This window comes from Amycolatopsis sp. PS_44_ISF1 (assembly GCF_032335455.1).
In the GTDB taxonomy this organism is placed as follows: domain Bacteria; phylum Actinomycetota; class Actinomycetes; order Mycobacteriales; family Pseudonocardiaceae; genus Amycolatopsis.
The window spans coordinates 203,348-222,027 of sequence record NZ_JANUXO010000003.1; the positions used below are offsets into that span (position 1 = coordinate 203,348).

Consider the following 18,680-nt stretch of genomic DNA (forward strand, 5'->3'; position numbering starts at 1 on the left):
CGGGAGTCAGCGGAGCGGCCGGCAGAGCGCGCTGGCCACGCGCACCAAGTCGACGTGGCGGCGCGCCACGAGCGGAACACCGGCGGGACTCACACCCGTGAGCGTGCCACGCGTCCACCATGTGGTCCAGGCTTGCCCGGATGGTGGGAGCAGCCCCATCTTGAGGGGACAATGCGACCGGGTGGGGCCGGTACAAGCCCGCCCGGCGCCGGACCGGCCGGGAGCGCGGTGGGCCGCGGTGGACAATGGACGTCGTGCCCGCGACCAGCCAGACCACCGAGCCCGTAGCCGCCGGACTGCCCCGCAGCGCCCTCGAAGGACTGGGGACCCGGCCGTTCGGCGTCTACGTGCACGTGCCGTTCTGCGCCACCCGCTGCGGGTACTGCGACTTCAACACCTACACCGCCGGCGAGCTCGGCTCCGCGGCCTCGCCGCGGTCGTGGCTGGACGGGCTGCGCCGGGAGCTGGAGCTGGCCGCGCGGGTGCTGGAGGCGCCGCCCGCGGCGGAGACCGTGTTCGTCGGCGGCGGGACGCCCTCGCTGCTCGGGGCGGACGGGCTCGGCGAGGTGCTCGACATCGTGCGCGGGGTGTTCGGGCTGGCGCCCGGCGCCGAGGTGACCACCGAGTCCAACCCGGAGTCGACTTCGCCGGAGTTCTTCGCCGGGATCCGCGCGGCCGGTTACACCCGGGTGTCGCTGGGCATGCAGAGCGCGGCCCGGCACGTGCTCCAGGTGCTCGACCGCGTCCACACGCCGGGACGGCCGGTGGACGCCGCCCGTGAGGCGCGGGCCGCGGGCTTCGAGCACGTGAACCTCGACGTGATCTACGGCACTCCGGGCGAGCGCACGGAGGACCTGCGGGCCTCGCTGGACGCCGTGCTCGCCGCCGGGGTCGACCACGTTTCGGCGTACGCGCTGATCGTCGAGGAGGGCACCGCGCTCGCCCGCCGGGTCCGCCGCGGCGAGCTGCCCGCCCCGGACGACGAGGTGCTGGCCACCGGCTACGAGCTGATCGACGCCACCCTCGCCGCCGCGGGCCTGGGCTGGTACGAGGTCTCGAACTGGGCGTCTTCGGACGCCGCGCGCTGCCGGCACAACCTCGGCTACTGGCAGGGCGGCGACTGGTGGGGCGCCGGGCCCGGCGCGCACAGCCACGTCGGCGGCGTGCGCTGGTGGAACGTCAAGCACCCGGCGCGGTACGCGGCCCGGCTCGCCGAGGGCGAAAGCCCCGAAGCGGGCCGTGAACTGCTGACGGGTGAAGACCGGCACCTGGAACGGATCATGCTCGAACTCCGGGTCGCCGAAGGGCTTCCCCTCGACGCGCTCGATGCCGCGGGGGTGGCGCAGGCGCGGGCCGCCGCGGCCGAGGGGCTGCTGGATCAGTCCGCTTTGGACGGTCGCGGTCGCGCCGTGCTGACCGACCGCGGCCGGCTGCTCGCCGACGGCGTCGTGCGCCGCCTGGCGGGCTGACCGACGCCGGATCACGCGGGAATTTTCGCCTCGCGGGCATAAACGCGGCCGATAGTTGGTTGGTGCAAGTGTCCACGAGTGAGGGAGTCGCGCATGCCGCAGGCGGTCAGGTACAGCGAACACGGCGGGATCGACGTGCTGCGGGTCGCGGACGTGCCCCGGCCCCACCCCGGTCCCGGCGAAGTCCTGGTCGAGGTCAAGGCCGCCGGCATCAACCCCGGCGAGGCCGCGATCCGCGAGGGCGCGTTCGCCGGGCAGTGGCCGTCCACCTTCCCCTCCGGGCAGGGCAGTGACCTGGCCGGGGTCGTGGCCGAGCTGGGGCCCGGTACCGAAGACATCCAGGTGGGCGACGAAGTCCTCGGCTTCGTGGACACCCGCGCCAGCCACGCCGAGTACGTCGTGGCCGAGGCCGCGAAGCTGGTCCCGAAGCCCAGCGGGCTCTCCTGGGAGGCCGCCGGCGCGCTGGCCGTGGCCGGCACCACCGCGTACGCCGCCGTGCGCGCCGTCGGTGTCCGGGAAGGCGACATCCTGGTCGTCTCCGGAGCGGCGGGCGGCGTCGGCTCGCTGACGGTGCAGCTGGCCAAGCTCACCGGCGCGACCGTGATCGGTCTCGCGAGCGAAGCCAACCACGCGTGGCTGCGTGAACAGGACGTGATCCCGGTGGCCTACGGCGAGGGCGTCGAGGAGCGGATTCGCGTGGCCGCCGACGGCGAGGTGGACTCCTTCATCGACACCTACGGCGACGGCTACGTGGAGCTGGCCCTGCGGCTGGGCGTCTACACCGGGCGCATCAACACGGTGATCGACTTCGCCGCCGTGGAGAAGTACCGGGTCAAGGCCGAGGGCAACGCGGCCGCCGCGAACGCCGAAGTCCTGCGCGACCTGGCCGCGCTGGCGGGCAAGGGCCTGCTCGAAGTCCCGGTCGCCGCCGTCTACCCGCTGGCGCAGGTGCAGGACGCGTTCCGCGAGCTGGAGCGGCGCCACACCCGCGGCAAGCTCGTGCTCAAGCCCTGACCAGGGTCTTCATCCCGGTCACGACCACCTCCGGCGCGAACTCGAAGCGGGCCACGCTCGCCTCGGCGGTGAAGAATTCCCCGGGCGCGTAGCCAGGACTCCCCGATCCGACGTCCGCGTACAGCGACGCCACCGAGGGCTCGGTTTCGCGGTGCCGCCGACGGAACTGGAGCCGGAACCGGTCTAGTCGAACCGGGTGGGAGGCGCGTACGGTGGAGGCGATATTAGGTAAGCCTTACTGAAGAGGATGGTTTCCGATGGCCGATGCTCCGGCGCGCAAGGGGAGGCCGGCGGTGCGGCTCCAGGTCCTCCGCAAGGAGCGCCTCAGCCCGCACATGATCCGCATCGTCGCGGGCGGCGACGGCCTGCGGGACTTTTCGCCGAACGAGTTCACCGACGCCTACGTGAAGGTCGTGTTCAAGGTGCCCGGGGTCGAGTACCCGGAGCCGTTCGACCTGCAGCAGGTCCGCGCCGAGCTGCCGCGCGAGCACGCGCCGCGACTGCGCACCTACACCGTCCGCTCCTACGACGAGGCCGCCGGTGAGCTGGTGATCGACTTCGTCGTGCACGGGGACGAGGGGCTGGCCGGCCCGTGGGCGCTGCGCGCCGAGCCCGGTGACGAGCTGCTGCTGGCCGGACCCGGTGGCGGTTACGCGCCGAGCGCCGACGCGGACTGGCACCTGCTGGTCGGGGACGAGGCCGCGTTGCCGGCCATCGCCGCCGCGCTCGAGGCCATGCCGGCCGGTGCGCCCGCGCGGGTTTTCGTGCTGGTCGCCGACTCGGCCGAGGAGCAGCCGCTGGCCACCAAGGCCGACGCGCAGATCACCTGGCTGCACCGGGCCGAGGGCGGCGACCTCACCGCGGCGGTGAAGGCGCTGTCCTGGCGGGAGGGCGACGTGCAGGCGTTCGTGCACGGTGAGGCCGGGTTCGTCCGCGAGCTGCGCCGGTACCTGCTCGACGAGCGTGCCGTCTCGCGCGAGTCGCTTTCCCTGTCCGGGTACTGGCGCGAGGGCAAGGACGACGAGGCCTGGCGCGAGGAGAAGGCGGCCGAGCGGGCCCGCGAAAAAGCGTAATCTCGCCGCATGGCGACTGAGATCAAGGTGGACACCGATCCGGCCGAGGCCGGGTTCGACCGTGGGCGGCTGCACCGCATCGACCGGCATTTCGACCGGTACGTCGACGACGGGCGGCTGCCCGGCTACCTCGCCGTGGTGAGCCGGCACGGCCGGATCGTGCACGTCGCCGCCCACGGCCACCGCGATCTCGAAGCGGGCGCCCCGGTGGAGACCGACACGATCTGGCGCATCTTCTCGATGTCGAAGCCGATCACCTCGGTGGCGGCGATGACCTTCGTCGAAGAGGGCCTGATCGACCTCACCGACCCGATCTCCCGCTGGCTGCCGGAGTTCGCCGGGCCACGCGTCCACACCAAGGGCTCGGCGCTGGCTCCGGTCACGGAGCCGGCGACCGAGCCGATCCGGTTGTGGCACCTGCTCACGCACACCTCCGGGCTCACCTACGGCTTCCACCACTCGCACCCGGTCGACGCGATCTACCGCGCGGCCGGGCACGAGTGGGGCACCCCCGCCGGGATGGACCTGGCCGCGGTCAGCCGCGCCTACGCCGGGTTCCCGCTGGTGTTCCAGCCCGGCAGCGAGTGGAACTACTCGGTGTCCACCGACGTGCTCGGCCGGCTGATCGAGGTGCTCGCCGGCCGGCCGCTGGACGAGGTGCTCGCCGAGCGGGTCTTCGGTCCGCTGGGCATGGCCGACACCGGTTTCCGGGCCGAGGACACCGAGCGGCTGGCCGCGCTGTACGTGCCGGAGCCGGGCACGAAACGGGCCGTGCGCAACGACGTCTTCGGCCGCGTGGGCACCGTCCGCCCGGACGCCTTCAGCGGGGGCGGCGGCCTGGTCTCCACCGCGGGCGACTACCACCGCTTCACGCAGATGTTGCTGCGCGGCGGCGAACTCGACGGCACGCGGGTGCTCGGACCACGCACGGTGGAGCTGATGACCGGCAACCACCTGCCCGGCCACGTCGACCTCGAAGCCTACGGCCGCCCGCTGTTCGCCGAGATGCTGTTCGACGGTTTCGGCTTCGGGCTGGGCTTCTCGGTGCTGGAGGACCCGGTGAAGGCGAAGACCCTGTCCAGCGCGGGGGAGTACGCCTGGGGCGGCGCCGCGTCCACCGCGTTCTGGGTGGACCCGCGCGAGGAGCTGACGGTGGCGTTCTACACCCAGTTGCTGCCCTCCAGCGTGCACCCGATCCGCCAGCAGTTGCGCCAGCTCGTCTACCAGGCCCTGATCGGCTGAGCCGCAGCCCGCGGGCGTTCGCTCCACCGCGGCCGAGGGCATCCACCGGGCTCCGGCGTCAGACGGTCAGCTTCCCCACCACCTGCTCCCCGTAAGCGCTCAACGTCTCTTCCCGCTCGTCGTGCATCAGGTACAGGGCGAACTGGTCCACCCCCAGCTCCGCCAGCTCCTGAAGCCGCGAGACGTGCGCCGAGGCGGGGCCCAGCAGGCAGAAGCGGTCCACGATCCCGTCCGGGACGAAGTCGGTGGACGGGTTGCCCGCGCGGCCGTGGTGGCGGTAGTCGTAGCCCTCGCGGTCGCGGATGTAGTCGGTCAGCTCGCGGGGCACCGCGCTCGAAGTGCCGTAGCGCGAAACGAGGTCCGCGACGTGGTTGCCGACCATCCCGCCGAACCACCGCAGCTGCTCACGCTGGTGGGCCAGGTCCTCGCCGACGTACGCGGGGGCGGCGGCGCAGATGGTGATGCCGGCCGGGTCCCGCCCGGCCGCCCGGGCGGCGTCGCGCACCGCGCCGATCGTCCAGCGGGCGATGGCCGGGTCGGCGCACTGCAGGATGAAGCCGTCGGCGTGCTCGCCGGCGGTCTTCAGCGCCTTCGGGCCGTAGCCGGCCATCCACATCTCCAGCCGCCCGCCCCGCACCCACGGGATCCGCACGGCCGTGTCGTTCATCGTCACCTCGCGGCCTTCGGCCAGATCCTTCACCACCCGCATGCAGTCGCGCACCGTGGCCAATGTGGACGGTGGGCGGCCGACCACCCGGTGCGCCGAGTCACCGCGGCCGATGCCGCAGACCGTGCGGTTGCCGTACATGTCGTTCAGCGTGGCGAAGGTGGAGGCCAGCACCGACCAGTCGCGGGTGCCCGGGCTGGTCACCATCGGCCCGACCACCAGCGACGAGGTCTCGGCCAGGATCCGCGAGTAGACGACGAACGGCTCCTGCCACAGCACGGCCGAGTCGAACGTCCAGCCGTAGCGGAAACCCTGGTCCTCGGCCGCCTTCATCAGCCGCACGACCTCGGCGGCCGGCGGGTCGGTCTGCAGCACGATCCCGAAATCCACGCTTCAGCCCTTTCAGTTCAGGTACTGGTTGAGACCGCGGGAGAGGAACTTCCCGTGGCCGGCGCCCCCGCTGAAGCCCTCCGGCGAGACCACGACGCGGCCGCGCGAGAGCACCGTGTGGACCTTCCCGCTGAGCTCGAACCCCTCGTAGGCCGAGTAGTCCACGTTCATGTGGTGCGTCTCGGCGGACAAGGTCTGCTTCGCCGCCGGGTCGTAGATCACGATGTCCGCGTCCGAGCCCGCGGCGATCACGCCCTTGCGCGGGTACAGCCCGAACATCCGCGCGGGCGTCGCCGAGCAGGTTTCGACCCAGCGCCCGAGCGAGATCTCCCCGGCGACCACGCCCTGGTGCAGCAGGTCCATCCGGTGCTCGACCCCGGGGATGCCGTTCGGGATCGCGCGGAAGTCGCCGCGGCCCAGCTCCTTCTGGTCCTTGAAGCAGAACGGGCAGTGGTCGGTGGACACCACGGACAGGTCGTTGGTGCGCAGCCCGCGCCACAGGTCGGCCTGGTGCGGCTTCTCCCGCAACGGCGGCGAGGCGACGTACTTCGCGCCCTCGAAGCCCGGCTTGGCCAGGTCCTCGATGGACAGGTAGAGGTACTGCGGGCAGGTCTCGGCGAAGACGTTCTGCCCCTCGTCACGCGCTTGCGCCACCGCGGCCAGCGCTTGCGCCGCGGACAGGTGCACGATGTAGAGCGGCGAGCCGGTCACCTCGGCCAGCCGGATCGCGCGCGAGGTCGCCTCGCCCTCCAGCTCCGGGGGCCGGGTGCGCCCGTGCTCGACCGGTCCGACCCGGCCCGCGGCGTAGGCCTGCGCCGCCAGCTCGTCGATCGCGATGCCGTTCTCCGCGTGCATCATCACGGTGGCGCCGATCTCGCGCGCCTGCTGCATCGCCCGCAGGATCTCGCCGTCGGTGGAGTAGAAGACGCCCGGGTAGGCCATGAACATCTTGAAGCTGCCCACCCCGGCCTCGACGCAGGCCCGCATCTCCTTGAGCGAGGCGTCGTTGACGTCCGAGACGATCATGTGGAAGCCGTAGTCCACGGCGCAGTGGCCGTCGGCCTTACCGTGCCACTTGTCCAGTGTGGACAGCAGTGAGGTGCCCTTGGCCTGCACGGCGAAATCGATGATCGTCGTGGTGCCGCCCCAGGCCGCGGCCACGGTGCCGGTCTCGAAGCTGTCGGCCGACTGCGTGCCGCCGAAGGGCATCTCCATGTGCGTGTGGGCGTCGATCCCGCCGGGCAGCACGTACTTCCCGGCGGCGTCGATCGTCTCGTCGCCGGTGAGCACGCCGGGCGCGGCGACGGCGGTGATGCGCTCGCCGTCGACCAGCACGTCGGCCTCGACGGCGCCGGCCGGGGAAACCACCTGGCCGCCCTGGATGAGCGTGGTCATCAGGCCTCCGTCAGCGGGCCGTAGCTGTCCGGGCGGCGGTCGCGGTAGAACGCCCACAGGTCGCGCACCTCGGCGAGCAGGCCCAGGTCGAGGTCGCGGACGACGATTTCCTCGTCGGTGTCCGAAGCGGCCTCGCCGACCAGCTGCCCGCGCGGGTCCGCGAAATAGGACTGGCCGTAGAATTCGTTGTCTCCCAACGGTTCCACGCCGACCCGGTTGATCGTGCCGACGAAGTACTCGTTCGCCGCGGCGGCCGCCGGCTGCTCCAGGCGCCACAGGTACTCCGAGAGCCCTCGGCTGGTCGCCGAGGGGTTGAACACGATCTTCGCCCCGGCCAGCCCGAGCGCGCGCCAGCCTTCGGGGAAGTGCCGCTCGTAGCAGATGTACACGCCGATGCGGCCCACAGCGGTGTCGAACACCGGGTAGCCGAGGTTGCCGGGCCGGAAGTAGAACTTCTCCCAGAACCCCTTCACCTGCGGGATGTGGTTCTTGCGGTGCTTGCCCAGGTAGGTGCCGTCGGCGTCGATCACCGCGGCGGTGTTGTAGTAGACGCCGGGTTGCTCCTGCTCGTACATCGGCACCACCAGCACCACGCCGTGGCGCTCGGCCACCTCCTGCATGAGCTTCGTGGTGGCGCCGTCGGGGATGGCCTCGGTGTAGGAGTAGTAGTCGGCGTCCTGGACCTGGCAGAAGTACGGGCCGTAGAACAGCTCCTGCAGGCAGACGACCTGGGCGCCCTGCGAGGCCGCCTGGCCGATGGCTTCGACGGCGCCTTCGATCATCGAGTCCTTGTCACCCGTCCACCGCTGCTGGATCAATCCGGCTCGGACCAGGTCGCTCACTTGTCTCCTCCTTCGTGACGGACCGGGAGGTCAGGACGTAGACGGCGAACGCGCCGGCCAGGCCCACCACCCAGTTGTAGTCGTAGAGCGGTTTGAGGAACGGGATGAGGCCGCCGGCCGGGAACGGGCCGCCGTAGGCCCCGCCGACCGCGAGCACCGCGCCGGCCAGCGTCGCGGCCACCGCGCGCCAGTTCCAGCCCCCGGCGAACCAGTACACCCCACCGGGTGTGTAGAGGTCCTTCAGATTCAGCTCGGTCCGGGCGACGACCCAGTAGCCGGCCACCAGCACCCCGGCCACGGCGCCGAGCAGTCCGCCGTAGAAGCCGAGCCAGGCGAAGATGTAGATGCCGGGGTCGGAGTAGAGCCGCCACGGCTGGATCAGGATCCCGACGACGCCGGTGATCAGCCCGCCGAGCGCGAAGGTGATGCGCCGGGGGAAGGCGTTGGAGAAGTCGTAGGACGGGCTGACCACGTTCGCCGCCAGGTTGGCCGAGATCGTCGCCAGCACCAGCGCGGCCAGCGCGACCACCACCACGACCGGGCTGGAGAACCGGTCGGCCAGTTGCGCCGGGTCCCAGATGTCCTGGCCGTAGAGCACGTGCCCGCCCGAGGTGGTCAGGATGGCCACGACCGCGATGAAGGTCATCGTGGTGGGCAGGCCGAGGATCTGCCCGCGCACCTGCTTGCGCTGGCTGCCGCCGAAGCGGGTGAAGTCCGGCATGTTCAGCGAGAGCGTGGACCAGAACGCGATCATCGCCATCAGCGAGGGCGCGAACACCTTCCAGAACCCGGGGCCCCAGCCGAGCTTGCCCGGGTCGGCCAGGATCGGGCCGAGACCGCCCGCCTTGACCAGCACGTAGCCGAGCAGGATCAGGAAGCCGGCCGAAACCAGCGGGGCGGTCCAGTTCTCGAACTTGCGGACCGCTTCCATCCCGCGCCAGATGATCAGCATCTGCACCAGCCAGAACACCGCGAAGCTCAGCCACAGCGTCCAGTGCTGGCCGAGCACCACCGCCGAATCGCGCCAGCCGGACCCGGCGAGCCGGCTGGTGATCACGTAGATCGACTCGCCGCCCACCCAGGTCTGGATGCCGAACCAGCCGCAGGCGATGAACGCGCGCAGCAGCGCGGCCAGATTGGCCCCGCGCAGGCCGTAGAAGGCGCGCGCGAACACCGGGAACGGGATGCCGTACTTCGTGCCGGCGTGGCTGTTGAGCAGCATCGGGGCGAGCACCACGAGGTTGCCGATGGTGATCGTGATCAGCGCCTGCAACCAGTTCATGCCGAGCGCGATCAGGGACGCGGCCAGCGCGTAGCTGGGGATGTTGTGCGCCATCCCCATCCAGAGCGCGAAGTAGTTGTACGTGCTCCAGGTCCGCTTCCCGATCGGGACCGGGGCCAGCTCCTCGTTGAAGAACCGGCTGCCCCGCAGGGACCGGACGTCGCCGAGTTCGACCCGGCCGTCGGCGTGCACCCGTGTGGTCGGCTCCATGGCGGAATCCTGCGCGCCGGGTGCGCGCGGGTGGCAGAGGCAGACTGTTCACCGATCGCCCGCCCTCGGCGCAGTCTGTCGATTGCGCGGACCACCACCGGAGTGCATGACCTGGGTCACAATCTGCCGGTAGCATTCGCGCAAAGTGCACGAAACCCGAGCGGAGCCCTCCACCGGATCTCCACAGCTCATCCGGATGGCCTCCACGCCGGTTCCCTAGAGTCGTCGGCATGGACAGAGGGGGACGGCGGGTGCTGGTCGTCGAGGACGACCTCACCATCGCCGCTTCGATCACCGCCCGGCTGCGGGCCGAGGGGTTCACGGTGGACCTGGCCCACGACGGGCCGGCCGCGGTGGCGGCGGAGGCCGCGGCCGGACCGGACCTGGTGGTGCTCGACGTGATGCTGCCCGGGTTCGACGGGCTCGAGGTGTGCCGCCGGATCCAGGCGCGGCGGCCGGTGCCGGTGCTGATGCTCACCGCGCGCGCCGACGAAACCGATCTGCTGGTCGGGCTGGGGGTCGGCGCCGACGACTACCTGACCAAGCCGTTCTCCCTGCGCGTGCTGACCGCGCGGGTGCACGCCCTGCTGCGGCGCGTGGAGCGCTCGTCCGCGGAACCGGCGCCGGAGCGGATCGTGCTCGGGGAGCTGGAGATCGACCTCGACGAGCGGCGGGTGACCCGGGCCGGGGAGCCCGCGCAGCTCACGCCCATCGAGTTCGACCTGCTGGTGCACTTCGCGCGGCGGCCGCGCTCGGTGCAGCCGCGGGAACGGCTGCTGGCCGAGGTGTGGCACTGGGACGTGCACGCCGGCGCGACCACCCGCGCGGTGGACAGCCACATCAAGGCGTTGCGGCGCAAGCTCGGCGCCGACCTGATCCGCACGGTGCACGGGGTCGGCTACGCGCTGGAGGTGCCGGCGTGAGGGTGTTCCTGGGCCGGCTCGTGGACCTGCTGCCGCGCCCGCTCGACCCGATCCGGTCGATCAAGCTGAAACTGGCCGTCCTGCTGCTCGCCTCGGGCGGGATCGCGTTCGCCTTCTTCAACTGGCGAATCGGCTGGCTGCCGCCGAGGACCACGGTGACGGCGATGCTGATCGCGCTGGTCACCTCGCAGATCCTGGCCCACGGCATGACGCGCCCGCTGCGCGAGATGACGGCGGCGGCCCGCGCGATGGCGAAGGGCGACTACACCCGGCGCGTGCGCGCCACCGCCCGTGACGAGGTGGGCTCGCTGGCCCACGCGTTCAACCAGATGGCCGCCGACCTCGCCGCGGCCGACCAGCAGCGCCGCGAGCTGATCGCGAACGTCTCGCACGAGCTGCGCACGCCCATCACCGCGTTGAACGGGGTGCTGGAGAACCTGGTCGACGGGGTCGCCGCACCGGACCCGGCCACCCTGCGCACGGCACTGCACCAGACGGAGCGGCTGGGGCGCCTGGTCGCGGAACTGCTGGACCTCTCGCGCATCGACGGCGGAACCCTGGCCCTGGACTTCTCCCAGGTGGACCTGGCGGAACTGCTCGCCGAGGTCGCGGCGGAAGCCGAGGCCATGGCCACCGCGGCGGGCCGGGGCGTGCGGTTCGCCGTGGCGGTGTCGCCCCCGGGCGCGGCGGTGACGGCGGACCGCGCGCGGCTGTACCAGGTCGTGGTGAACCTCCTGGAGAACGCGGCCCGCCACGGCCCGGCGGGCGGCTCGGTGGAGCTCCGCGCGGTGGTCGACGCGGACCTGGCCCACATCGAAGTCCGCGACGAGGGACCGGGCATCCCGCCGGCCGATCGAGCCCGCGTCTTCGAACGCTTCACCCGAGGCGAACGCGCCGACGGCGGCGGGACCGGCCTGGGCCTGGCCATCGCCCGCTGGGTGGTGGAACTGCACGGAGGATCGATCGCGGTGCTCGCGCCCGGCACCCCGGCGCTGACCGGTGGAGCCGAGATCGCCGCGACACCGGCCGCGGGCCCGCCTTCGGAGGGATGCCGGATCCGGGTAACCCTGCCCGCCTGACCTCCGGCCCGCCTGACCTTCGGACCTCCGGTCTGCCGGTCTTCTGGCCCGCCTGACCTTCGGCTCTCCGATCTCCGGGTCTGCGGCCTGCTGGTCTTCTGGTCCGGCCGATCTCCGGGTCTGCGGCCTGCTGGTCTTCTGGCCCGGCCGATCTCCGGGTCTGCGGCCTGCTGGTCTTCTGGCCCGGCCGATCTCCGGGTCTCCGGTCTGCTGGTCTTCGGGCCCGGCCGATCTCCGGGTCTCCGGTCTGCGGGACTTCCGGCCCGCCAGTCCCTCTGGCCCGTCTGGTCTCCGCTCCGCCTGGTAGCTGGCCTGCCGGTCCTCCGGCCCACTGGTCCCCGGCCCGCCTGACTTCCGGCCCTCTGGCCCCAGCCCCTGACCCCCGCTCCTCCTTGGCTTCTTCCCGGCCACTACGAGCTGGTCGCTCCATCTCCGCTGAAGCGACCATGGCGTTCACCGCAAAGAAGCGCAGCGGACCTCACCCGAACCAGGTCCCGCGGCTGCACCGGCCGCTGAGGCGAGCTTCGCGGCGGCCGTACCCGCGGCCGAGCCGCCGCCGTCGGCCCGGCTGTCCGCTGTGGACTGTGCCTAGAGCGCGAAGACGCCGGCGGACTGGGCGTCCGCCGAGCACTTGTTCGCGTACGTGGTGTGGAACGACACCGGCCGGCCCGCCCAGGTGCCCACGGCCGACACCTCCACCGGCGAATAGATCATCGTGCAGCGCTGCAGCCGCGGCTTGATCCGGGCGAAGTCGCCGTCCGCGGCGATCAGCGTGCCGCACGCGGCGTCGCGCTTCGGGTGGCTGCCCCCGGTGGGGAGGCAGGTCAGCGAGGCGGTCGCGGTCCGGCCGGAGGTCTCGTGCGTGGTCAGCTGCAGCATCGAGGCCGGCACAACCGGCAGCGGAGGGGTGACCGCTCCGGCGAGCCCGCTGAGGCCCAGCACGCACGCGGCGGCCGGGGCGAAAGTGGAAAGAACCATACTGGAGTCATCGGCCGCCGAAGCCCGTTTACTGTGCTCCTCTTCCGGGTGAGGTTTCCTCGCTCGTCCGAGTGCCCTCGGCCAGGTCGTGCGCGAGCAACGCGACGTACAGCGACAGCATCGACTCCGGGTCCTCCAGTCGCACGCCGAGCACCTGCTCGATCCGTGCGAGCTGCTGGTAGTACGCCGTGCGCGAGGTGTGGGCGGCGACCGCGGCGGCGGACTTGTTCCCGCCGTTCGCGCAGTAGTGCCGAAGCGCCTGGACCAGCCGGCTGCCCGAGGCGGCGTCGCGCTGCAGCAGCGGCCCCAGCTCGCGCGCGGCGAACGCGCTCACCCGCTCGTCGCCTTCGAGTAGCTGCAGCAGCCCGCGGAGCCGCACGTCGTGCAGCCGGTGCAACGGCCGGTCCACGCTCTCGCCCAGCGCGGCGGCGGCCACCTGCGCGGCCTCGACCAGCGTCCGACGGGCCTCCGCGGGCCCGGTCACGGTCGTGCCGACGGCGATCACGCACGGAGCGCTCGCGCGGGCCTCGTGGATGTCGGCGGCCAGCCGTGACAGCACCGCCTCCGCCGCGGCCTCGGGCGAAAGCGCGATCAGGGCACGCACGCCGGTCTCGTCCGTCGTCACCAGCGCCGACACCTTCGCCCGCCGCGCGGCCAACGCCGTCGCCTCCGCGAGTTCGCGCAGCAGCGGCGGTGTGGACAGCGCCGGCCGGCTGGTCGCGGTGACCCTCGGCCGCACGGCCAGCCCGATCAGCCGACACCCGGCGAGCGGCACGGCGAGCGCCGAGGCCCGGGCCAGCACCTCCGCCGACGGCGCGGGCGAGGCCAGCAGCTCGGCCAGCACGGCGCGGTGGGCCTGGCGTTCGAGCGAATCGGAATCGCGGGCCAGGAGCCGGTGCACGGCCAGCGCCGAGGCGGCCCGCTCGGCGACCACGCGGTACCGGTGCGGCGGCGGCTCCGCGCAGACGAGCACGAGCCGGCCCCAGTCGTGCCCGCGCGCGCCGACCACGGTGACCAGCCGGCCCGCCGCCGCGTGGTAGCCCGTGCGCTCGCCGAGCTGCACCACGCGCGAGCGCGCGGGCCAGCCCGTGAGCAGCTCTGCGGGGTCGAGCCCGGCGGCGTCGTAGGCCAGCACCTCGTGCTCCAGGGTCTCCAGCACCACCGGCTGCCCGGCCAGCCGCGCGACCTCGCCCAGCACCACCCCCGGTTCGGCGCCCGCGACGGTGAGCGCGGTGAACGTCTCGTGCACGCGTTCCGCGACGCGCAGCTCGGCCACCTGAGCGTCGACGATCAGCCCGTTCACCGCTTCGGTGACGGCGACGTAGCGGGTTTCGCGCGACAGCGTGACCAGCGGCAGCCCGTGCTTCTCGGCGGCCTCGACCAGCACGCGCGGCAGCCGGTCGCTCCAGTGCCGCACCAGCTCCACCACCAGCCCGGCGACGCCGACCTCGGCCAGGTCCGCGACGTAGCGGGTGAGCGCGGCGCCGTCGTCCGGCAGCGCGACGCCGGTGGTCAGCACCAGCTCGCCGCCGCGGAGCAGGGGCGCGATCTCGGCGATCTCGGCCACGTGCGCCCACCGCACGGGCCGGTCCAGCCCGGCACTGCCCGCGACGACGCGGGCCCGGCCGTGGCGCAGCACCGGCAGCGCGAGCACCTCGGCGACGGTCGGGTACATCGGGTTCTCGACTCTCCTTCCGCACCGGCAGGCACAGACTGTACGGCCGGGCGGGGTTGTCCGTACACGTTGCCGATGGCGCCCGCGTGGCGCCCGGCCGGAGACTCGGGTGGACCGTGAGCCCGGGACCCGAAGGAGCCGACGTCGTGACCGACCGCATCAGCCACTGGATCGACGGCAAGCCGTTCACCGGGTCCGCCGCGCGCACCGGGGACGTGTTCGACCCGGCGACCGGCGAGGTCCGGGCGAAGGTGGACTTCGCCGGGCGGGCCGAGGTGGACCAGGCGGTGGCCGCCGCCGCGGCCGCGCTGCCGGGCTGGCGCGCGACGTCGCTGGCCGGGCGCACCCGGGTGCTGTTCGCCTTCCGGGAGCTGCTCTCGGCGCGCCGGCACGAGCTGGCGAAGATCGTCACGGCCGAGCACGGCAAGGTCGAGTCGGATGCGGGGGGCGAGGTCGCGCGGGCGATCGAGAACGTGGAGTACGCCTGCGGCGCGGCGCAGCTGCTCAAGGGCGGCTTCAGCGAAAACGCGTCCACCGGCGTCGACGTCTACTCGATCGCGCAGCCGCTGGGCGTGGTCGGGGTGATCTCGCCGTTCAACTTCCCGGCGATGGTGCCGCTGTGGTTCGTGCCGAACGCGCTGGCCTGCGGTAACACCGTGGTCCTCAAGCCGAGCGAGAAGGACCCTTCGGCCGCGTTGTTCATCGCGGAGCTGTTCGCCGAAGCCGGGCTGCCCGCGGGGGCGCTGAACGTGCTGCACGGGGACAAGGAGGCGGTCGACGGGCTGCTGGAACACCGCGACGTCAAGGCGATCTCCTTCGTCGGCTCGACGCCGATCGCGCGCTACGTGTACGAGACCGGTACCCGGCACGGCAAGCGCGTGCAGGCTCTCGGCGGGGCGAAGAACCACCTGGTCGTGCTGCCCGACGCGGACCTCGACCTGGCTGCGGACGCCGCCGTGTCCGCCGGCTTCGGCTCGGCGGGGGAGCGCTGCATGGCGGTCTCGGTGGTGGTCGCCGTGGACCCGGCCGGCGACGAACTGGCGGCCAAGATCACCGAGCGCATGGCCCGGCTCCGGGTCGGCGACGGCCGTGACCCGGAGTCGGAGATGGGCCCACTGGTCACCCGGGCCCACCAGGCCCGGGTGAAGTCCTATGTGGACGCGGGCGTCGAGGAGGGCGCCACCCTGGTGGTGGACGGCCGCGGGCTCGAGGTCCCCGGCAACGGCTTCTGGCTCGGCCCGACCCTGTTCGACCACGTCCGCCCGGAGATGTCGATCTACACCGACGAAATCTTCGGCCCGGTGCTCTCGATCGCGCGCGCCGCCTCCTACGACGAGGCCCTGGCCTTGATCAACGCCAACCCCTACGGCAACGGCACGGCCATCTTCACCGGCGACGGCGCCTCCGCGCGGCGCTTCCAGAACGAGGTCGAGGTCGGCATGGTGGGCGTCAACGTGCCGATCCCGGTACCGGTCGGGTACTACTCGTTCGGCGGCTGGAAGGACTCGCTGTTCGGGGACAGCCACGCCTACGGCCCGGAGGGATTCCACTTCTACACGCGGACGAAGGTGGTCACCTCGCGATGGCCCGACACCTCGCACGCGGGGGTGAACCTGGGGTTCCCGGGGAACTCCTGAGCGGCTCAGGAGGGGATGACGTTGACCACCACCTTGGTCCGGGGCAGCACGCAGAGCGTGTTGTTCCGGTCCGGCTGGAGCCGCGCCCACATCTCCCGGGTCAGCTGATAGGTCTTTCCTCCGGCGCGCACTTCCCGTCGTTCGGCGGTTTTGTACGCTTGCGGTCGGAACCGCATTCCGATCGGATACTCGTCCGTCAACCGGCCGCCGCCGAAATCGTGCGTCCACCCGCCGATCACGGTCAGCGGCCGGTTCAGGTCCCGGTACCGCCGCCAGCAGAGCAGGAGGCAGGCGACCACCAGGAGCACGCCGAAGGGCAGTGCCGCGTAGCTCTCCCCGGCGTGGGCGCCGGAAAACGCGTCCGTGGTGAGCGGGAGGAAGATCAGCAGCAGGACCATCAGCACCCCGGCCACGAGCGAGGTCCAGAAGTACCCGTCCAGCACTTCTCCGCGCTGGGACGGGTGCAGGCGACCGGCCAGGTTCGCCGCGTTCACTTCCGTCGGGCTTGCCGGAGTCGTCACTCCTCGGCACCTTCCATTCCTGTACTGGACATTCCTGTGCTGGCACCATGCGTCACGGTGGCGGCCTCACCCGTGCCCGACGGTCACTCTGGCTTCTCGCTCCCGCCGCCTTCCTCGCCGTGCTCTTTTTCGTAGGCTTCGGCGCTCTCGTGGCTCCGGGCGATTTGCTCGTTCTCCTGACGGCGCGCTTCGGTCGCAGCGCCCACCGTGTCCGCAGTGTTCCACCGGGGGGTTTCCCCGTCGTGTTCGCGCCACTTCTTCTGGTCGAGGAAGCTCCGGCCGTGCTCGGAGACCTTGTCGCCCGCGCCTTCGAGGTGTTCGCGGCCCGGGACCTTGTTCTCCCACGCCGTGCCCCAGCGCTCGTTCTTGTCCGCGACGCTTTCGTCCACATGGGACTTCCCGGCGGCGCGGGCGGAGTCGGTGAGCTCGTTGCCCTTCTTCTCCAGGCTCGCGGCGAGGTCGACGCTCTTGTCGGTCACCTTGTCCGCGGCTTTGCCGAGCTTCTTCAGCGCGTTCGCGGCGTTCTCGATGGCCGCCTTGGACTTGCCGGCGCTCTGGGCGAGCTTCTCCAGTTGTTCCACGACCTTGGCGATGCGGGTGCCGATCTTCTCGGCCAGGATGCCGCCTTCGACCACGGTGTCGGCGATGAAGGCCGCGATCGTGCCGCCGAAGGTGCACCACGAGGCGGCCAGTGCGGCCAGGCCCTTGACGATCAGCTCGCCCACGAAGGACGAGATCATGTCGCGGATCAGCCCGCGCTCGGTGCCGACCAGGGCGGCCGCCACGTTCATGCCGATCCCGGCGGCGTGGGCCTGCCCCGAGGCCCCGCGCAGCGTCGCGGCGTACCCCTTGGCCGTGTCCTGGTACGCCTGCCCGCCCTGGCCCTGGAACTCGGGCGCCACCTTCGCCGCCGCCTGGTCGTACGCCTCGGCGCTCTGGGCGAGCTGCTTGGAGACGTTCTCCCAGGTCGTGGCCTTCGCCGTGACCGCTTCGGGGTTGCCCGCGAGCTGGTCGAGGCCGTCCTTGAGGAAGCTGATGTGCTCGATCAGCCAGCCGACGCCCGCGCTCGCGAGGGTGCCGAGCGGGTCCATCGCCGCGCCGAGCAGGTCGAGGCCGTCCGTGGCGACGTCCACGCCGAGGTTGAGCCAGTCGCCGTTGCGGAAGTCGGTGATGGACGAGGCGACGTCGTTGAGGATGCCCGCGCCGGAGGTCTGGGCGTTGAGGTTGTCCCACTCGTTGTCGGACGAGCCCAGGTTCGTCATCGAGCCGCCCGGCGACTCGGACTTCGCGACCAGGGGGTTTTCCTGCGTCTCGGTCATCGCGGCAGCTCCTTTCCGAGACCGTTGATGTGACCGGCCGTCTGCTTGTCGTGGTCGTCGTACATGTCGTGGGCCTGCTGGAGCTTGCCGGCGATGTCCTCGGCCGAGCTCGCGACGTCGCCGATGAACGAGGACGCGATCGCCGTCCAGATCTCCATGGCCGCGCCGAAGGGCGCTCCGACCAGGCCGAACGCGTTGTCGCCCATCGCCTGCCCGGCCCCGGCGGTCGCCTGGGCCCCGGCCCGGACGCCTTCGCCGATGTCCTGCACCTCACCCTTGTGCGCCTGCAGCGCCGTCAGGTTGACCTTCTGCCCTCCGGCCATCAGTTACCCCTCCCCAGGAACGAGCCGCCGTTGTAGTAGTCGTCGTCATCGGTGGTGCCTGCCGGGGGCCGGGTGGGCCGGGGCGGGCGCGGGGGGACCGGTGGGGCCGGGGGCGCGGGCGGGCCCGGCCGGGCCGGCGGCGGGACTTCCTCGTCGCGGTCGAAGAACTGCCGCCGCGGTTCGGCCGGCGGCGGTTCCTCTTCGACCTCCGGGGCGGGAATCTGCTCTTCCAGGAATTTCATCGCGTCGCTGTTCTCCCCGATCAGCGGCGCCATGATCGCGGTCAGCTGCTGGGCCGCCTGCACCTGCGCGCGGTGCGCGGTGGTGACCACGGAGGCGGCCAGCGCGGCGCGCGGGAGCTCATCGGCCCGGGGGCCGAAAGCCAGCTGTTGCAGGGCCCCGGCGGTGTTCACCGTGACGGTGACCGCCCCGTCGGCGCTCGTGGCCGTCGCGGAGACGTGCTTCAGCCGGTCCTGGGCCTCGGCGGCCCGCTGTCCGATCTCGGCGATGTCGGCGTTGTTGGGTGCGCCTGCGTTCATGTCCACGACTGACCTCGGGTCCTCGGTTCCACCATGCTCGTTCTGAGGCAGCAAACCCGGTTCCGGTTCCCTCGGCAAGCGAAGTCGTGATTTGTCCGGTTC

19 protein-coding genes are annotated in these 18,680 nt (G+C 72.0%); 7 read left to right on the forward strand and 12 right to left on the reverse strand.

Translation table 11 applies throughout. The features are described from left to right. Positions 1 to 6: 6 nt before the first annotated feature. Positions 7 to 159: a putative leader peptide gene (locus NYF13_RS36815; protein WP_396287724.1), complete on the reverse strand. Its 153-nt coding sequence runs from the start codon at positions 157 to 159 to the stop codon at positions 7 to 9. Between the two features lie 95 nt (positions 160 to 254). Between NYF13_RS36815 and hemW the strand changes: the two genes are divergently transcribed. Both hemW and NYF13_RS27290 read left to right on the forward strand, forming a co-directional pair. Further along, entirely contained in the window at positions 255 to 1,469 is a 1,215-nt protein-coding gene (gene hemW / locus NYF13_RS27285) for a radical SAM family heme chaperone HemW (protein WP_396287725.1), read from the forward strand. 93 nt (positions 1,470 to 1,562) lie between these two features. Further along, positions 1,563 to 2,483 carry an NADP-dependent oxidoreductase gene (locus NYF13_RS27290; protein WP_315660622.1) on the forward strand — a complete coding sequence of 307 codons (921 nt, stop codon included), beginning with the start codon at positions 1,563 to 1,565 and terminating at the stop codon, positions 2,481 to 2,483. Here NYF13_RS27290 and NYF13_RS27295 read toward each other — a convergent pair. Continuing rightward, positions 2,473 to 2,616: a hypothetical protein gene (locus NYF13_RS27295; protein ID WP_315660624.1), complete on the reverse strand. Its 144-nt coding sequence runs from the start codon at positions 2,614 to 2,616 to the stop codon at positions 2,473 to 2,475. The two genes, NYF13_RS27290 and NYF13_RS27295, sit on opposite strands and share 11 nt — an antisense overlap. 124 nt (positions 2,617 to 2,740) lie before the next feature. On the opposite strand from NYF13_RS27295, the gene NYF13_RS27300 reads away from it, so the two are divergent. Both NYF13_RS27300 and NYF13_RS27305 read left to right on the forward strand, forming a co-directional pair. Then, positions 2,741 to 3,556 carry a siderophore-interacting protein gene (locus NYF13_RS27300; protein WP_315660625.1) on the forward strand — a complete coding sequence of 272 codons (816 nt, stop codon included), beginning with the start codon at positions 2,741 to 2,743 and terminating at the stop codon, positions 3,554 to 3,556. Positions 3,557 to 3,565: 9 nt separating this feature from the next. Further along, a complete protein-coding gene (locus tag NYF13_RS27305) occupies positions 3,566 to 4,798 on the forward strand; it encodes a serine hydrolase domain-containing protein (RefSeq protein ID WP_315660626.1) in 1,233 nt (410 codons plus the stop codon). A gap of 58 nt (positions 4,799 to 4,856) precedes the next feature. Here the strand turns inward: NYF13_RS27305 and NYF13_RS27310 are convergent, their stop codons facing one another. The 4 genes from NYF13_RS27310 to NYF13_RS27325 are packed head-to-tail and all read right to left on the reverse strand — an operon-like array spanning position 4,857 to position 9,584. Then, the gene (locus tag NYF13_RS27310; protein WP_315660627.1) at positions 4,857 to 5,855 is read right to left on the reverse strand and encodes a TIGR03842 family LLM class F420-dependent oxidoreductase; all 999 of its coding nucleotides are present in this window, start codon (positions 5,853 to 5,855) and stop codon (positions 4,857 to 4,859) included. A gap of 12 nt (positions 5,856 to 5,867) precedes the next feature. Beyond that, positions 5,868 to 7,250, reverse strand: a complete 1,383-nt coding sequence (gene hydA, locus NYF13_RS27315) for a dihydropyrimidinase (RefSeq protein ID WP_315660628.1) — start codon at positions 7,248 to 7,250, stop codon at positions 5,868 to 5,870. Further along, positions 7,250 to 8,092 carry a nitrilase-related carbon-nitrogen hydrolase gene (locus tag NYF13_RS27320; protein ID WP_315660629.1) on the reverse strand — a complete coding sequence of 281 codons (843 nt, stop codon included), beginning with the start codon at positions 8,090 to 8,092 and terminating at the stop codon, positions 7,250 to 7,252. The genes hydA and NYF13_RS27320 overlap by 1 nt, the downstream gene beginning before the upstream one ends. Further along, positions 8,043 to 9,584 carry an NCS1 family nucleobase:cation symporter-1 gene (locus NYF13_RS27325; RefSeq protein WP_315660630.1) on the reverse strand — a complete coding sequence of 514 codons (1,542 nt, stop codon included), beginning with the start codon at positions 9,582 to 9,584 and terminating at the stop codon, positions 8,043 to 8,045. Before NYF13_RS27325 ends, NYF13_RS27320 begins: the two co-directional genes overlap by 50 nt. Positions 9,585 to 9,814: 230 nt before the next feature. Here NYF13_RS27325 and NYF13_RS27330 point away from each other — a divergent pair, with 230 nt between their 5' ends. Then, a complete protein-coding gene (locus tag NYF13_RS27330; protein ID WP_315660631.1) occupies positions 9,815 to 10,507 on the forward strand; it encodes a response regulator transcription factor in 693 nt (230 codons plus the stop codon). A 20-nt stretch (positions 10,508 to 10,527) separates the two neighbouring features. After that, on the forward strand, positions 10,528 to 11,586 hold the full coding sequence (locus tag NYF13_RS27335) for an ATP-binding protein (protein WP_396287754.1): 1,059 nt from the start codon (positions 10,528 to 10,530) through the stop codon (positions 11,584 to 11,586). Between the two features lie 588 nt (positions 11,587 to 12,174). Here NYF13_RS27335 and NYF13_RS27340 read toward each other — a convergent pair. Further along, complete coding sequence (locus NYF13_RS27340) at positions 12,175 to 12,564, reverse strand: SSI family serine proteinase inhibitor (RefSeq protein WP_315660633.1); 390 nt, start codon at positions 12,562 to 12,564, stop codon at positions 12,175 to 12,177. A gap of 28 nt (positions 12,565 to 12,592) precedes the next feature. Further along, complete coding sequence (locus tag NYF13_RS27345) at positions 12,593 to 14,239, reverse strand: PucR family transcriptional regulator (protein WP_315660634.1); 1,647 nt, start codon at positions 14,237 to 14,239, stop codon at positions 12,593 to 12,595. Positions 14,240 to 14,385: 146 nt separating this feature from the next. On the opposite strand from NYF13_RS27345, the gene NYF13_RS27350 reads away from it, so the two are divergent. Beyond that, positions 14,386 to 15,876: a CoA-acylating methylmalonate-semialdehyde dehydrogenase gene (locus tag NYF13_RS27350; protein ID WP_315660635.1), complete on the forward strand. Its 1,491-nt coding sequence runs from the start codon at positions 14,386 to 14,388 to the stop codon at positions 15,874 to 15,876. 5 nt (positions 15,877 to 15,881) lie between these two features. On the opposite strand, the gene NYF13_RS27355 is transcribed toward NYF13_RS27350, so the two are convergent. From NYF13_RS27355 to NYF13_RS27370, 4 genes are all read right to left on the reverse strand, one after another. Continuing rightward, the gene (locus NYF13_RS27355; RefSeq protein WP_315660637.1) at positions 15,882 to 16,397 is read right to left on the reverse strand and encodes a hypothetical protein; all 516 of its coding nucleotides are present in this window, start codon (positions 16,395 to 16,397) and stop codon (positions 15,882 to 15,884) included. Between the two features lie 83 nt (positions 16,398 to 16,480). Then, positions 16,481 to 17,716, reverse strand: coding sequence for a hypothetical protein (locus NYF13_RS27360; protein WP_315660638.1), 1,236 nt, complete (start codon positions 17,714 to 17,716; stop codon positions 16,481 to 16,483). After that, positions 17,713 to 18,039: a type VII secretion target gene (locus NYF13_RS27365; RefSeq protein ID WP_315660639.1), complete on the reverse strand. Its 327-nt coding sequence runs from the start codon at positions 18,037 to 18,039 to the stop codon at positions 17,713 to 17,715. The genes NYF13_RS27360 and NYF13_RS27365 overlap by 4 nt, the downstream gene beginning before the upstream one ends. Beyond that, the gene (locus tag NYF13_RS27370) at positions 18,039 to 18,578 is read right to left on the reverse strand and encodes a YbaB/EbfC family nucleoid-associated protein (protein WP_315660641.1); all 540 of its coding nucleotides are present in this window, start codon (positions 18,576 to 18,578) and stop codon (positions 18,039 to 18,041) included. The genes NYF13_RS27365 and NYF13_RS27370 overlap by 1 nt, the downstream gene beginning before the upstream one ends. Between the last annotated feature and the right edge of the window lie 102 nt (positions 18,579 to 18,680).

Coding starts and splice junctions, on each gene's coding strand:
- NYF13_RS36815 (WP_396287724.1), bottom strand. CDS start 159: ATGGGGCTGCTCCCACCATCCGGGCAAGCCTGGACCACATGGTGGACG.
- NYF13_RS27290 (WP_315660622.1), top strand. CDS start 1,563: ATGCCGCAGGCGGTCAGGTACAGCGAACACGGCGGGATCGACGTGCTG.
- NYF13_RS27300 (WP_315660625.1), top strand. CDS start 2,741: ATGGCCGATGCTCCGGCGCGCAAGGGGAGGCCGGCGGTGCGGCTCCAG.
- NYF13_RS27305 (WP_315660626.1), top strand. CDS start 3,566: ATGGCGACTGAGATCAAGGTGGACACCGATCCGGCCGAGGCCGGGTTC.
- hydA (WP_315660628.1), bottom strand. CDS start 7,250: ATGACCACGCTCATCCAGGGCGGCCAGGTGGTTTCCCCGGCCGGCGCC.
- NYF13_RS27325 (WP_315660630.1), bottom strand. CDS start 9,584: ATGGAGCCGACCACACGGGTGCACGCCGACGGCCGGGTCGAACTCGGC.
- NYF13_RS27330 (WP_315660631.1), top strand. CDS start 9,815: ATGGACAGAGGGGGACGGCGGGTGCTGGTCGTCGAGGACGACCTCACC.
- NYF13_RS27340 (WP_315660633.1), bottom strand. CDS start 12,564: ATGGTTCTTTCCACTTTCGCCCCGGCCGCCGCGTGCGTGCTGGGCCTC.
- NYF13_RS27345 (WP_315660634.1), bottom strand. CDS start 14,239: ATGTACCCGACCGTCGCCGAGGTGCTCGCGCTGCCGGTGCTGCGCCAC.
- NYF13_RS27360 (WP_315660638.1), bottom strand. CDS start 17,716: ATGACCGAGACGCAGGAAAACCCCCTGGTCGCGAAGTCCGAGTCGCCG.
- NYF13_RS27365 (WP_315660639.1), bottom strand. CDS start 18,039: ATGGCCGGAGGGCAGAAGGTCAACCTGACGGCGCTGCAGGCGCACAAG.
- NYF13_RS27370 (WP_315660641.1), bottom strand. CDS start 18,578: ATGAACGCAGGCGCACCCAACAACGCCGACATCGCCGAGATCGGACAG.